The sequence below is a fragment of the Mycobacterium kubicae genome (assembly GCF_015689175.1).
In the GTDB taxonomy this organism is placed as follows: Bacteria; Actinomycetota; Actinomycetes; order Mycobacteriales; family Mycobacteriaceae; genus Mycobacterium; species Mycobacterium kubicae.
Genome location: NZ_CP065047.1, coordinates 124,372 through 137,971 on the forward strand (window position 1 = coordinate 124,372; position 13,600 = coordinate 137,971).

At 60.3% G+C, this 13,600-nt stretch carries 13 protein-coding genes; 9 read left to right on the plus strand and 4 right to left on the minus strand.

The features are described from left to right. The first annotated feature begins 12 nt into the window (after positions 1 to 12). From I2456_RS00615 to I2456_RS00625, 3 genes are all read left to right on the plus strand, one after another. Positions 13 to 306, plus strand: a complete 294-nt coding sequence (locus I2456_RS00615; RefSeq protein WP_085074372.1) for a DUF3732 domain-containing protein — start codon at positions 13 to 15, stop codon at positions 304 to 306. 452 nt (positions 307 to 758) lie between these two features. Further along, a complete protein-coding gene (locus tag I2456_RS00620) occupies positions 759 to 2,171 on the plus strand; it encodes a deaminase (RefSeq protein ID WP_085074371.1) in 1,413 nt (470 codons plus the stop codon). Beyond that, entirely contained in the window at positions 2,168 to 2,344 is a 177-nt protein-coding gene (locus tag I2456_RS00625) for a hypothetical protein (protein WP_169717198.1), read from the plus strand. The genes I2456_RS00620 and I2456_RS00625 overlap by 4 nt, the downstream gene beginning before the upstream one ends. A 234-nt stretch (positions 2,345 to 2,578) precedes the next feature. Here the strand turns inward: I2456_RS00625 and I2456_RS00630 are convergent, their stop codons facing one another. Genes I2456_RS00630 through I2456_RS00640 form a run of 3 tightly spaced genes read right to left on the minus strand, consistent with a single transcriptional unit; the run spans position 2,579 to position 4,947 of the window. Beyond that, complete coding sequence (locus tag I2456_RS00630) at positions 2,579 to 4,120, minus strand: ThiF family adenylyltransferase (protein WP_085074370.1); 1,542 nt, start codon at positions 4,118 to 4,120, stop codon at positions 2,579 to 2,581. Between the two features lie 3 nt (positions 4,121 to 4,123). Then, positions 4,124 to 4,501: a hypothetical protein gene (locus tag I2456_RS00635; protein ID WP_085074369.1), complete on the minus strand. Its 378-nt coding sequence runs from the start codon at positions 4,499 to 4,501 to the stop codon at positions 4,124 to 4,126. After that, positions 4,498 to 4,947 carry a hypothetical protein gene (locus I2456_RS00640; protein ID WP_085074368.1) on the minus strand — a complete coding sequence of 150 codons (450 nt, stop codon included), beginning with the start codon at positions 4,945 to 4,947 and terminating at the stop codon, positions 4,498 to 4,500. Before I2456_RS00640 ends, I2456_RS00635 begins: the two co-directional genes overlap by 4 nt. 231 nt (positions 4,948 to 5,178) lie before the next feature. Here I2456_RS00640 and I2456_RS00645 point away from each other — a divergent pair, with 231 nt between their 5' ends. The 4 genes from I2456_RS00645 to I2456_RS00660 all read left to right on the plus strand — a co-directional run bounded on the left by I2456_RS00645 (position 5,179) and on the right by I2456_RS00660 (position 9,572). After that, positions 5,179 to 5,403 carry a hypothetical protein gene (locus tag I2456_RS00645; protein ID WP_139823173.1) on the plus strand — a complete coding sequence of 75 codons (225 nt, stop codon included), beginning with the start codon at positions 5,179 to 5,181 and terminating at the stop codon, positions 5,401 to 5,403. 38 nt (positions 5,404 to 5,441) lie between these two features. Continuing rightward, positions 5,442 to 6,542: an ImmA/IrrE family metallo-endopeptidase gene (locus I2456_RS00650; RefSeq protein WP_163703880.1), complete on the plus strand. Its 1,101-nt coding sequence runs from the start codon at positions 5,442 to 5,444 to the stop codon at positions 6,540 to 6,542. A gap of 288 nt (positions 6,543 to 6,830) precedes the next feature. Continuing rightward, positions 6,831 to 8,051 (plus strand): hypothetical protein, encoded by a 1,221-nt coding sequence (locus I2456_RS00655; RefSeq protein WP_085074366.1) that lies wholly within the window; start codon positions 6,831 to 6,833, stop codon positions 8,049 to 8,051. 372 nt (positions 8,052 to 8,423) lie between these two features. Continuing rightward, positions 8,424 to 9,572 (plus strand): toll/interleukin-1 receptor domain-containing protein, encoded by a 1,149-nt coding sequence (locus tag I2456_RS00660; protein ID WP_085074365.1) that lies wholly within the window; start codon positions 8,424 to 8,426, stop codon positions 9,570 to 9,572. Between the two features lie 128 nt (positions 9,573 to 9,700). Here I2456_RS00660 and I2456_RS00665 read toward each other — a convergent pair whose 3' ends face one another. Continuing rightward, entirely contained in the window at positions 9,701 to 10,168 is a 468-nt protein-coding gene (locus I2456_RS00665) for a hypothetical protein (protein ID WP_139823172.1), read from the minus strand. Positions 10,169 to 10,624: 456 nt separating this feature from the next. On the opposite strand from I2456_RS00665, the gene I2456_RS00670 reads away from it, so the two are divergent. After that, positions 10,625 to 11,725 (plus strand): AAA family ATPase, encoded by a 1,101-nt coding sequence (locus I2456_RS00670; RefSeq protein WP_085074363.1) that lies wholly within the window; start codon positions 10,625 to 10,627, stop codon positions 11,723 to 11,725. After that, positions 11,659 to 13,392, plus strand: coding sequence for a hypothetical protein (locus tag I2456_RS00675; protein WP_085074362.1), 1,734 nt, complete (start codon positions 11,659 to 11,661; stop codon positions 13,390 to 13,392). The genes I2456_RS00670 and I2456_RS00675 overlap by 67 nt, the downstream gene beginning before the upstream one ends. The last annotated feature ends 208 nt before the right edge of the window (positions 13,393 to 13,600 follow it).

Sequence of the window (13,600 nt, forward strand, 5' to 3'; positions counted from 1 at the left end):
GCCTCGTAGGAAATGAAGCGCTTCGTGAAACAAACCGCACGCAGCCGCAGTGAGACAGAAACGAAAACCTCAGGTCAGACAAGCCGGCAGAGGCGGCCGATCGCGAGAACCTACAACCAACGCAGGCCTTTTATCCAATCGGATGCCGCGAAGAACGAAGGGACTGTCGACGACGCGGACCGCGCCGCCGTGCTGGCGATGTTCACTGTCATGCGCGACGCGGTCGAGACGTTCGCGCCGCGGTTGCAGATTATCGTGAGCGATCACGCTGACCTCGTTGACAAGGGTGGTTCCAGAACGCGGTAGAACACCGGTGGCCAGCGCCCCCTTCATCGACCGACGGGCGTTAAGGGATGAGCTGGCATTTGCAGCGAAGATTGACACGCACGCACTGATTAGCTAACAACAACGTCAGCTCGGCTAAACTCTGATCGCAGTCGTGGGTCAGGCGTGCCTACACGACGACGGGTTGTCGAACTCGCCGATAAGGGTCTCGGAGGGCTGACGCATTCGGGTGTTATCGGCTGACGGTCGACAGTGATGTAGTTACGGGCCGGCCGCATATGCCTCTGAGTGTCACGTTGAATATGCCGCGTGTGCTCTACCCCGACGCCGTGCCGATTCGCCGAAAGGCGGCGGACTGACGGTCGCCAGCATCGAAGCGCTTGCTGCTCAGGGCCGGGGGTTGTACTGGTCGCCACAGGGCGAAGTTACGTCTGACGGCAAAACTTTGGCCATGGCTTAGGTACGCTTCGGCGATGGCAACCAGTGATCCCGAGCTGGTCATCGGTTTAGTGGCGCCGCTAGGCACGAGCACTACCGATCTGACCAAGGAGATCCAGGGCTCGTTGTCGCGCTTCGGTTACAAGGCCGTGCCGATCAAACTGTCGGAGCTACTGGGGACTGCTGCGCCGGCGCCTACCGGTGAGACCGAGGATCAGCGGATCCGGCGGCTGATAGAAGCTGGGAACCAGTTCTGCAAAGTCAACGAGGATGCCGCCGCAGTTGCGCGTTTGGCGGTCAGCGCGATTCAAGCACGGCGGATCGAATTGATCCGAGTGGACGGCGATGATCGACCGATCGATGAGATTACAAGTAGGCCGCGGACGGCCTACATTGTGCAGTCGCTGAAGCGGCGGGAGGAGGTACAGCTGCTGCGAGAGGTCTACGGCAATCAGTTCATCCTGATTGGCAGCCAGGGCAGTGTCGCCGAGCGAACGCACAGCCTGCTTCAACTAAATTTGTCCTCCGCCGATGACAAGAAAAAAGACGACATCGTCAAGATCTTGATCGAGATCGATGCCGACGAACGGGAACAGCTTGGGCAGAACGTAAACCGGACATATCCACAGGCTGACCTCTTCATCCGAAACAACGACCGCGCGGATATCGACCGGGTGTTCGACCTTTTGTTTCAGAAGCCTGAAGCTCCAACGATCGGCGAGTACGCGATGTATGTGGCATTGGCCAGTAGTGCGCGCTCACTTGCGGCTAGCCGCAAGGTCGGCGCCGCGATCGTCGTTGACGACGCGGTCATCGCCACCGGCTATAACGAGGTGCCGCACGGTCAGATCCCAGACATCTTGGAGGGTGAGGACACCAGCGAAACGTTCAAGCGGGAGAACTTGCGGGACACCCTGAAACGATTGAAGGAATCCGGCCTACTCGCCGACAAGCTTGAAGCTGACGACGACGGGGTGGCGCTCGCCGCCGCGGCGCTCGACAAGGGTGAGCTGTTGAGCGTTATCGAATATCAGCGTGCAGTGCACGCCGAAGCCAAGGCGATCGACGACGCAACGGTCCGCGGAGTGTCGCCCGCTGGTGGAACCCTGTTTGTCACGACCTACCCCTGCCACCTGTGCTACAAGCAAGCCCTATCGGTGCGCCTAGCCCGCATCGAGTACATCGAGCCGTACCCGAAGAGCCGGGCGGTTGCGATGTTCTCCAAGGAAGCCGAAGACAAGTTGGTCCCGTTCGCCGGCGTGGCGCCGCGCCGCTACATGCAAATTTTTGGTGATCGGCCTGCGTTTGTTGCTGATATGGCCGGGAAATTTCGTAAGTACGACCGGAAGTTCGCGCAGCCACTTGTCGGTGAGATGCGAGAAGATGAGGATCGAGCCGAGAGAGAGCGGCGAGCGATCAACGCATTGAAGAAGGAGTTCCGAACATGACCTCACCGTTGTCGCGATTGACACCACAAGATCGCGCGGCCCTGAGCAAGTCGGCAGATGACCTCAGCGACATTGATGATCGCCGCCTCGCACGCATCGACGCTGGATTTAAGCGAGCCTACGAGACGGCGCGCGGCATTGCCAACGACACACTCAATCCGCTGACGCACTGAAGATCTGGATGCTTGCCCGGGAGCCCTCAGTGGAGAACCTCTACGTCAAAACTTGCGTTACCAGTTGAGAAGTCAATGCGCTCAACAGAATCGGCTTAGCCGCATTCGCATGATTAGCAATCATCAGCAGTTGTTCCGCAAGTCGACTAGTCGAGACCGACAGAGCGGGGTGTTATCGCTGGAAGAAGAAGTCGCGGTGACCTAACCAGGACTGCTGGTACTCGGGAGATGCCGTCAACGGCGCGGTCGCCGAGCAAGCACATAGTTGGTGGCGCGTCGCATCGCAGACTCGGCTGAATCAACAAGTCGCAGAAACGGGTTCGGTTTTCGGTCCCTGCGCTCGGCAACGATCCGTCGCCAGCTGTCCTGACTCGCGGTCAGGATGGGTCGCCGGTTGCCGGTTGCGGTCTCGGATTCGTAAACGCAGTGCTCACCGCGTTCCGCGGTCGAGTGTTCGAGGTGGTGTGCGGCGAGGATGTAGCGCAGCGGTGCGGGGACACCGCGTCCTCCGGGGTGGGCCGCGAGGCTCACGAACTGGGCGAGTAGCGCCGCGCTCACGCTCGCCGAAAGGACGGCGACATTCTGACGGGCGGGTGCCGGCCGGCCCGCCCGCTCGATATAAGAGGGATCGTCGAGCAAGCCCCGTCGGTCCAGGGCGAGCTCGCCCAGATCAAGCTGGCCGATGCAGACCATGCAAGGGCGGTTCGGCACCAGAGTGTGGGCGCGCCAGACCCCTCCACGGAGCCGACCGTCGTCAAACGTGTCGAGAGCGATGCCGCCGTCAATCACTGGTACGAGGTCGCTGTAGGCAATCAGATTGAGCACCGCCCGCGGCCAGGGCCGGTCCACGCAGGAGAAGATCACGTCGTAGTCCAACGCGCTCCGCAGTCCGACGGGATCGCTGACACTTGTCTCGTGCTTCACTGGCGTGAAGTTCTCGGCCGTCGCGGCCGACGTCATCAGCCGCTCGGCGACGTCGACCTTGGCCCTGCCCAGGGCGGCGTCGAGACGTGTCGCGCCGATCATGCGATCCAAGTTGACGGATTCAACGGCATCGAAATCCATCACGCCGACCTCGAGGAGCCCGGTCGCTGCGAGACGCTGGGCCACATCGAGGCCCACGCTGCCGGTTCCGACGACAAGCACGCGCAGGCGCGCGATCGACGCCTGCATGCGGTCTCCCCACGCTGACACCGTGCGTTGCTGCGAACCGGTCGGCGGCGGGGGCGGGCGCAGGTCGTCGTTCCAGCAGACGACGAGCCGGTCGGACACGGACCGCACCGACTCAGCCCAGCGCGGCTGGGCGCGGTCGAACCAGATGCGTGCCGACCAGGTGTCGTCGCCGGCGAGTGTCATACCGACCAGCGGCAGACCTGTGTAGGCGCGGGCGACGCGCTCGTAGTCGGCTTCAGTGTCGTGGTCGACGATGCTCATGCCTTGCCATCCGCGACCCCTCGGGTGCGAGTGCAGCAGTACGAGCCCGGCGTTGTCGGCGCGCGCCTGAGCTGCGGCCCGCAGCACATAGGCGCTCGTGAACGACGCGTTGCCGTGGACAAGGCGTTCACCATCGCGGGGCATGATCACGCGGTTCACCAACGCGGTCATGCGCTGCACGCCCGTGGAGGGCACGAAGGTTGCGGCGAGCACGTCTTCCTGGCCGTCGGAGCGCAGCAGGTGCTCACGCATAACCTTGTGCACCGAGCCTGTCATAGCCACCGACAGCCGCGCGGACGCGCGCAGCGGGAGGGTAGTTGGAGTCCGGTCGTCGCCGCTCATGGTCTACGCCGCAGTGACGGCGAGTGAGAGAACGCCGCGAACGTGGCGCAGCCATGCTGTCGCCGGCGGGACCGACGTGTCTGTGAACGCGAATTCGCGGGAGTGTCGGCGCCATCCGGGTGGGCAATCGGTGGTGTCGGTGTTGGTGTTTTCGATCACCACGCTGTCGCGCAGATGCACCCAGTGCGGCGGTACCAGGGGCCAGTTCTCGACCTCGACCTGGCTGACGCCGGTCTCGACCTTCAGGCCGGATAAAGCGCCGCCGATCGCGAGGACCTCGTACATCAGGCGGCCGGGCTCGACGCGCACCGGCGACCCCGCGAGCGTGATGTCGTCGATGAAGCGACGTGCCGCCGAACCCGGCGGTGGCAGCTCCGTCACGCGACGGGGCCTGCGCGTCGAGCGGTGACGAACTCATCCCCGTCGCTGATCGTCACGATCTGGTCGGCGGTGAAGGTCTGCGGACCGTTCGCGCCGTTCACGCGCGCCAAGTCATAACGGGCCGGATCGACACCCGCCAAGCGCATCAGGTCGGCGGCGGTTTGGTCGTCGTCCCAGGTGCTGTGGCGCTCGCCGTCGATGGTGAAGCGCACCTTGCGGCGGGTGCGGAACCGCTGGCGGTCTCGGGGATTGACGATCTGCTTGTCCTTGACATGGGTCTCGACCCCGTGCTTGTCGACGATGAAGAGGTCGTAGTCGGCGGGATCGCGGCCGGCGAGCCTCACCAACGCCGCAGCCTCGAAGTCGTCGTCGTTGACGGGGTGCGTCACCCCGTCGATCTCGACGCGGATGTCGGTCATGACGGTGTCTCCGATCTGTTCGCGCACGTGTCCGTGCTGACATGCGGCGCCCACGAACTATGCTTGGTGTATCCGGTAACCCACTCTACACGACATTGTTATTACCTTGGAGGTAACAACATTTTTCTGGCGTGGTCTTCCCCGAACGTTCACGGGGTCTGCACATCCGGCGAGGCGCTGGCGAGGGCGTGCCCCGCGTCTCCGGCCGCCGCGCGTCTACTGCTGTCGGTGATCGCGAACGCTCCGACACTTTTCGCAGTGGCACGTTTGCGCAGTATTGGGATACGGCTGACCGATCCCGCCCAGGGCCGCATAGTCGTCGAACATAAGGAGGTAGGCATGCATGCCGCTGTCTTGAACCGGAGCGGACGCGTACTCGAAGGTGACGGCGAGTCGTTTTGGACCGCCGCTCTGCAGTCGTCGGCGCTACGCGTCGATGACATTCGCGTCGACGGCACGAGCTTTATGCGAAACGCCGGCTGATGGCCGCCGAGTCTCGCACTGGCCCTGGCGTCACGTACGTGGCGACTCAATTCGAACCGGATTGGGCCGAGCCGCCGGGTTCACTCATCAAGACTGAACTCGACGCTCTCGAATATTCTCAATCTGATGTGGCGGCACGCGCGAATGTGAGCACCAAGCATTTCAATCAATTGCTAAACGGACATGTTCCACTATCGCCCGATATTGCAATATCTTTAGAGCGTGTCTTGGGAATTCCGGCGGAGATTACGTTGCGAATGGACGCCACCTGGCAGGCGGAGAGGGTACGGCGCGCATCGTCTTCTGTTCTGGCGGGATTGAGTCGATGGATCGATAAATTTCCTCGCGAAGCGCTTCGAAAGTATCAAATAATAGATTTTCAGAAGGCGGTCGAGGAGCGCGCAGACGAGCTCTTGCGCTTCTTCCGCGTGGCCGATGAGAAATCGTTCGACAGGATCTGGCTAGCGCCGCAAGTGAATTATCGTCGAAGCCAGAAGTTCACCGTCGACCCCTATGCGACAGCGTTGTGGCGCCGTCTCGCCGAGGTAAAGGCGGAAGCTCTGGTACCCTCCGCGAGGGCCTACGATGCGGTGAAATTAAGACGCGCCGCCGAGCGGATACCACCGCTGACTCAAATGGACTTGCGACGCGGTTTCCAAAACGCGATCGACATTCTCGCCGATGCCGGAGTGTTACTAGTCTTTATTCCTGAAATTGACGGTACGCGAATATCGGGTGCGACGTGGTGGCTCACTCCTTCTCATCCCATCATTGCGTTAACCGGGCGGTATCGCTTCGTCGATACATTTTGGTTCACAATGGTTCATGAAATTGCTCATGTATTACTGCATCCGAAAAGGGTGACATTTATGCATTTTGATCGAAAGGGGTCTGTTTCCGATGACCAGGACCGGCAGGAGACTGCGGCCGACTCGTTTGCGGCCGATACATTCTTAACCGATAAGCAGCGCTGCGCGTTGGTGCTGTTGACGACGGTTGCCGATGTTGAAGAATTCGCTGCGAAGACGAAGTTGTCCGTTGGGGTGGTAGCGGGTCAGTATGCCCACTGCACGGGAAACTGGTCGCGCTTCGGGAAAATGAGGGAATCCGTAGACATCGCCGCAGCGATCGCTCATTAGACACGAGAAGGATCGATAGCGGGACGACTAGGGCCTCGGAGCCATGACCCCAGCGCCGTGATACCGAGTTCGTCCAACGTGTGGCGAGCCGAGCCCGGAACAGCAATTCTTGATGGCAGCAGTTGCTGCGGCTATTAGAACGGACTATGGCGGTCGGATAATTTTCCGCGCAAGAACAACTGCTTTCCGAGACGCCGCGGACGTATCGGACTTCATCGACAGAGCCGAAAACTTGACGCGATCTCGCGGGCACCACGGTCAGCGCGAGGTGGAGTGCACAATCGTCCGATGGGTACCTCGAGACGCGAACCGAACGATGGTCGGATCCGCCGTGATCGAAATAGCGGCGGGTGGTACTTCGGCACGAAGTTTCGGGGAAGAGAGGTCTACTCGGACCGAATAATTGCCCGCCTACCCGACCTCGACGGGCATACGGCGATAGACCTGCGTCGCGCGTTGCGCGCCGACGTACGCGCGGGTATCGAGAATTCGGGACTACTGATAAGTGCTGACGATGACGCCTACTACGACGACGAGGAATGCTCACAAGAGCCAGTCTCTTTCGGTCTAAATGGCGACGCGCTATCAATCTTCTTCGAGTTCACCACTAACACCTGGATGGCTCCAGATCGGCACAGCGATGAGGCTGCGCCGTTCCGCCGCCGAGACGAACTCGAAGACGGCGGCGAGTACTACGACGAAGACGCGGCTGTAGCGCACGTCTTGTCAGGAGTGCTGAAAACTTTCATGATGCGAAATGGCTTGGAACTCTGCCTCATTGAACTCCACCCGCAGTATGCGTATCCGCCGTGGCGGTGGCGTGCCGCCGCCACTGTGCAGGTCCGTGGGAAAAGCATTACGGATTGCGTGGCGCTTGCGAAAGACGCGATAGCCTTGGCCGAAGCATTCGGGCAGAACGGTAATCTCAATCGCCAGATTGCCGCTGATCTGGTTCGCGCCGGGCACGTTTCATCCCTGTTGGGTCAGCCTGAGGGGCACTGGCTCGAGGTCAAGAGACAGCACTTTGAACTGCCCGGCCCGGTTGGAACCATCAGGCTCGCCGAAGCGGTCGCAAAGTTCGCAAACTCAGAATTGGGAGGGCTCATTGTCATCGGGCTTGCTGCGAAGAAGATTCCCGGTGGGGAAGTGATACACAGACACTGTCCTGTACCGATCGATGGCAAGACGGTCAAGCGGTATCGCCAGGCGCTTGAGTTCCGGCTCTACCCCCCGCCCGATCGCCTGACTATCGAACCTATCGGAGATCCAGGGAACCTTGGGGTGATTCTGATTGACATCCCGCCCCAGCCGGAAGAACTCAAGCCTTTCCTTGTTCATGGCGCGATCGTGAACGGCGCAGTGGAGGGAGCATTCATTAGTATCGTCCGCCGCAGAGGTGAGTCCTCTATACCGACAACCGCGTCGATGATTCACTCGACACTTGCCGCTGGACGGGCGCTCCTAAGACGTGGCGAATTGCGAGGCCAGAACGAGGATTTCGGCAACTAAAGCGACGTGGCGACTGCGCCAACATTCCTTCAGAACGCACCGGTAGATTCGGAGGAGAAGTCGGCTTTCAGACGCAAAATGGTCGCGCGCGTTGATCGACCGCATCCGGACAGCCGGGTCGATTAAGCTCGTACGAACTTTTGCAACGAACATTAACAAGCCCACCCGACACGCCGAAGTCTTGTCAAAGTAGCCAGGCGTGTCCTGTCAATCTTCGTTGCATCTCGACATTCTTCTATAGACGGCGAATTTCCCTAATTGCAAGACTTTCGGCTGAGGCGAAACACCGTCTGGAGCGCGTTTCCCCTCGAAGAATACCGGTGGAGAGTTGCGGCGCCGTTTCCGGTAGCGGCGTTTCGGTAAAGTCGAGACGTGGCGCATTCAAAAGACTTCTTCATCAGCTATAACAAGGCGAACCGTGCTTGGGCTGAGTGGATCGCGTGGGTGCTTGAAGCCGAAGGGTATAGGACGGTAGTCCAGGACTGGGATTTCAAGCCCGGCGGTAATTTTGTCGTGGAGATGGACACCGCCACTAAAGAGTGCGCGCGGACGATTGCGGTCCTGTCGCAGGATTATCTAGATGCCGAATTCACCGTGCCGGAATGGGCAGCGCAGTTCGCAACTGATCCGAAAGGTCTCAACCGCAGGCTTGTTCCGGTGCGCGTGGACTCCTGTGACATCGAGGGCCTGCTCGGCCAGGTCATCTACTGTGATCTCGTTGGCCTCGATGAGGAAGCTTCGCGAAAGCGTCTATTGTCGCAGCTGAGCCCGGGGCGTACGAAACCCGCTGTCGCACCGCCATTTCCAGGTGCCTCAAGTGGCACACCCTTCCCCATTCCGAAACAGCCGAGTAGCTCAAGCAAACGAGCGCTCTGGAGACCTCTGGCTAAGCCGATTCATCCCCAATGGAGGGGAGACACCATGCACGGTGGATACTCGCGATCGACGCTTGAGCTGCACAGCATCCCAATCGATCAACAGACCCTCGAGGCTCGGTCACTACGGGAGTTGGCCAACGCCCTGCCAGCACTCGGTCGACAAAGCGGGTTGTTCGACCAAACGGAAGCTGTCGAAGCTGGTGCAGCAGAGGACCGTGCTGAAGCACATGCAACCGGTGCCCAGGGCTGGCGTGGCTCAAAAGGGATTGCCGTTGAGAGAGATCGGGGTGTGAGCAGTTGGCTCCCGTTGCCACACGGAAGCCTCGGGTCGGTCTTCGACGAGGAAGACGTAAGTAATCGCCTGGTCGCCGCATTGGCACTGCACGCAAGCACGGGTCTGCACGAAGAAGGGGAAGTGGCGCTGGCACTTTCGATCGAGCCGATCAGCATGTTAATGGTAGGACGGGCGGGTGAAGTTGAGACGCGTTCCTCTGCGCAATTGCTCTACACGATGGCGCCAAAGTCGGCACTCCGCATAGAACCGACCGATTCAGTCCCCGTCTCCGCGCTGGGGGCTCGCGCGGCGGAGATCGCGCACGAACTGACGGCCAGGCTGGTGCTACGTCTAGCCGCGATTCGCTGAGGAAATGGGCGGTGCAGCGGTGTACGACGAAAGGCTCAAGTGTGAACGTCTTGCTCTAACGCTGAGCAATTCTCGGGCGCAATCGTCGCGCGGCAATCTGTTCCGCACAACGCCCTCGGTATCGGAGCTCATGAGTCGCCTGGACTGGATTTGGCCGCGATCGCTGCGACAAGGGCGTCGATGAAGCCATCAGCGCGTAGGCGTAGGTGTCCCGTGCAGCTTTCCACGTCCACGACTAGATCTTCGCCGCCATCGACGACAACAGTTATTTGGCGGCGGCCATGGCCAAAGTGGTAGTCGTCGAGGGTGACCTCGGCGGCTAAGTGCACTGTTCTGATGTTGGAGATCAGGTGAATCGAGCCGGTGACCGTCAAACCATTCTCGTCGCCCCTCGCCGTCAGTTGTCCGAGCGCGTTGCCCTTCAGCCAGTAAAGTTTTCGCAGACGCCCTTGCTCGTCTCGCATGCCCGCCCAGGCATCAACCGGCCAGCCTGTAAAACTGTTGACAGCTAACGCGAATGCCGAACTGGCTTCGCCATCTGGCGACCATCTGTCGCCTCCAGTCAGTTCCTCACGAATCGCCTCAACATCGTTCATAGGTGCGGACAATATGCGCTCCGACCGACAAGCGCGCTCCCCGGCGGCAAACCCATCTCAAGGGTTGCTCTGATGGCGCTCCGCGGCGGGGTCAGCGCCATAGCCTCTGATTTCTCGATCCGGCACGAGCAGCCACGTGTGCTCACGGCTATTTCGCTTCGAGCGAAAGTCTCAGCTCGCATACGTGGAACGGGGACAATATGAGCTAATGCTTGAATACGAGTGTTCAGCGAGCGGGCAGCCGGTATCCGGCACTCCGCCGACCAGTATGTCGTGCGCAAGTTGTGGCAGATCCGTGAACACCGTCCAGGACATAGATGGTGCCTGGGTCGTCGAGATCCACAGCATGATGGCCGCAACCGAGAATCGGCGCCGCCAGCACGACACGTCGTAATTCGAAACGTCCTAGCGTGCGGCTAATCGGTTCTGTCGGATACAGCTGGGAGGGTGATCCCTATGCGCCCCGAGGTGTGGCAGGTGGTTACTAGCACCGCGCCCGTTGTGCTCGTCACCGGGGACACCGGCACCGGAAAGTCTTCGGTCCTTCAATCAACTCTCGCGGAGTACGCGAGCACGGTCGTGGCGCCGCCGGTATCAGTGTGCCTTTTCGACAGTGGGGCGCTGCAAGTGGCGCTGTTTGAGGCTTTGGCGACAGTGCTTGCCACTGCGGGACCCGGCGAATCAAAGTGGCGCGATCTGGCGAAGCGCTTTCGGCATGCGACCCGTGAAGCGGCCCTCGAGGTCGGGAAGGCACTCGCGGATGCGGTCGTCGAGGAGGTGGTTGAGTTCGCGAAGACCAAGCTTGGTGAGAACGCCGGCAAGGGATTGCTCAAGTTTTGGAAGTCACTGAAAAAGGACACGAGCCCAGACCTACGACGTACGCTCCGTGCGCAGTCCGACACCAACGTGGTTCGACTGCTAATGCAAATGAGCGACGAAGTCGCCAGCGTTGTTGGTCGAGACCTCGTCATCACCCTGGATGAGGGCAACCGTCTCAGCGATGACGATCAACGAATTCTCGCTTCTATCGCTGCCGCACCGGCGCGTCGCGTTCGGATCGTGATCGCGTGGTCGACTGCGGAAATCGATTCGTTGCCGGGCTTGGTGAGACTCAGAAAGTTGAGCGTGCCGGAGATTGAGGTCGCGGGCTTAAGTCGTGAGGACATCGAACGGTGGCTCACGAGTGTGGGTATGGCACAGATGACCGACGACATTCACTCGCTAACGGCGGGCTACCCGCTATTGGTTGAAGGCCTCGTCGCATACCTGCGAAGCGGCGGCCCCCTCGACCGATACTCAGCACCAACGCTTTTCACGACGTGCTGGCCGACGCGCTCACGCGACTGCCGACAGACGCCCATCATGCTGCACGCAGACTGTCTGCTTTCGCGTACCCGCTGCCCGAGAGCGAGATTCCGGGCTATCTCGGCGTTGACGCTGTCGCGTGGGGTGCAATGCGCAATGCTCTTGAACGCGAAAAAGTTTTCTCCGTGCCCTACCCCGACGGCACGTGGTTCCACGAAACACGGCGCGCTTACCTATGGGGCGCTGTCTTAACCAAGCCAGAACGCGAGCAAGTCGGGCAGTCGGCATATTCGCGGCTACTCGAGCAGCAGCGCCGTGCCGAAGCCACCTACTCCGCAGGCCTCTTTCGGCAGATATCTGCCTTGGCTCCCTACGCCCACGAAAGCCTTGCCGCCAGCCCCACATTGGCGTCGGTTATAGGCCTGGATGTCGACCAGCTGGGCGTACTCGCAGCCGTCATCGAATTGACCAACGTCGAATCAGGATCACCCACGCCTGCAGACCAGGTGGTTATCCATGCGCATACCGCATACGGGGTCGATCGAGCCAAAGCGATCTACGCCCTTCCGGCCCTTCAAGAGCTGAAAATTGTCGATTTAAAAGAGATTTCAAGCGATCCGCCCGATACTACAGAGTCGGTGACATATCTGCTGCTCGATTACGAATCCGACATCGTCGCACGGGGTCGGATCCAGGCAGTATTGGGCAAGGCCGCGGTGCCCCATTTGGCTGATCACGTCGTCCGCACTCATCTGGAGCGTGTGAGGCTCGAGTCATATGCAATGATCACCCAGGTTGGCCACGCCGACGCTATGCAAGTCATCGATAATGCCAATCTCGTTCGCGCGCCGGCACTATTCCGGCGTATTGGCGATCCAGCTCTCGGCATATGGCTTCGCTACGGCGACCAACCAGTAACTGTGGTCGGAGTTTTCAATACGACCGCCGACCGCGCTGCCGCCGAGCGCGAGATCGCCGACCTTTCGAGCAGCTCATTCGGCCGACGCGTAGTAGTAGACCGAACCTTTAAAGATCCGACACACACAATCCCTTCGCTCAGGTTCATGCGAGCTGTTTATTTCGCGACAGGTCTCAGCGTCCATTCCGATCATCGCGAATACTGGCTCGACCATCCGCCGCCGCTACCGATGCTCGAGTTCGCGCAAAGGCAAGTCGACCTACTCGGCCTATTGCGCTCGGAGACAGACGAACTCGAACGCGAAGTCTACGGCCTAACCCAACTATCCGGAGTTGCCATCGCACGCCAGGGCAAGACGGAATACCGCCTTGACGTCCAGGGAACAGCACACGTCTACTCGATGGACTTTAATAAGACAACTGACATCCTGGCAAACAGGTCACTCGTGTCAGCCCGAATGGAGCTGGCGCTGGGCCTTACATCAACTGCCTCGACGAAGCACCTAACCACGCAGACATGGCAAGGAGAGCGGACTCAAGATCCCGTGGTCGAACTGCTGGGCACGCTTCGGAAACAAGCCGAAAAATTCAATACGCGTCAACCGCGTACCGTCGTACGCCTCGAAAAGGATTTACTGCAAGCTCAATTGGCGGAAGCGCACATACGCGAGCAACATCTCGCGCGTAAGTTATCTGAGACAATCACCATCGGCGGCGAGCGCGGAATTCGCCCCATGAGAGCGCTGCGCCTCGCGATATTGACGCATGGGCGCCGGGATCGACCAACTCAGCGTGGAGCCATCTGCGCATGGCCTGAAGGAGACCCGGATGACGTCGAGATTCGCTACGTGTCAGATGTACCGCACGACACCGCGGAAGGTGCTTACAAGGCGGCATTCGGCACTGACGCCGACACGACGGACCTCCACGGCAGCATGCTGCCGGCAGTGCTGCCGTCCCTACTAGGTTTTGCCGATAACGAGATCGAGCTCGCGGATTGATTCGATAGGTGGCTGAACTGGGGTTATGCAGCGAAGATTAGCGAGCCCCCGCGACACGCCGACGTTTCGTCAAAGTAGGCAGGCGTGTCCTGTCAATCTTCGCTGCATCTCGACATTTCTGGTGGTGCCGTTTCCAGGAATTCCGAGGGTACCGCCGCGCGTGCGAAGTCAGTCGCATCCGACCTCCGCGGCGTCGACGGTTGCGCTG

Bases quoted from the DNA above. Each gene is read 5' to 3' on its own strand.
- I2456_RS00625 (WP_169717198.1), top strand. From the start codon at position 2,168: ATGACCTCACCGTTGTCGCGATTGACACCACAAGATCGCGCGGCCCTG.
- I2456_RS00655 (WP_085074366.1), top strand. From the start codon at position 6,831: ATGGGTACCTCGAGACGCGAACCGAACGATGGTCGGATCCGCCGTGAT.
- I2456_RS00670 (WP_085074363.1), top strand. From the start codon at position 10,625: ATGCGCCCCGAGGTGTGGCAGGTGGTTACTAGCACCGCGCCCGTTGTG.
- I2456_RS00630 (WP_085074370.1), bottom strand. From the start codon at position 4,120: ATGAGCGGCGACGACCGGACTCCAACTACCCTCCCGCTGCGCGCGTCC.
- I2456_RS00620 (WP_085074371.1), top strand. From the start codon at position 759: ATGGCAACCAGTGATCCCGAGCTGGTCATCGGTTTAGTGGCGCCGCTA.
- I2456_RS00665 (WP_139823172.1), bottom strand. From the start codon at position 10,168: ATGAACGATGTTGAGGCGATTCGTGAGGAACTGACTGGAGGCGACAGA.
- I2456_RS00615 (WP_085074372.1), top strand. From the start codon at position 13: ATGAAGCGCTTCGTGAAACAAACCGCACGCAGCCGCAGTGAGACAGAA.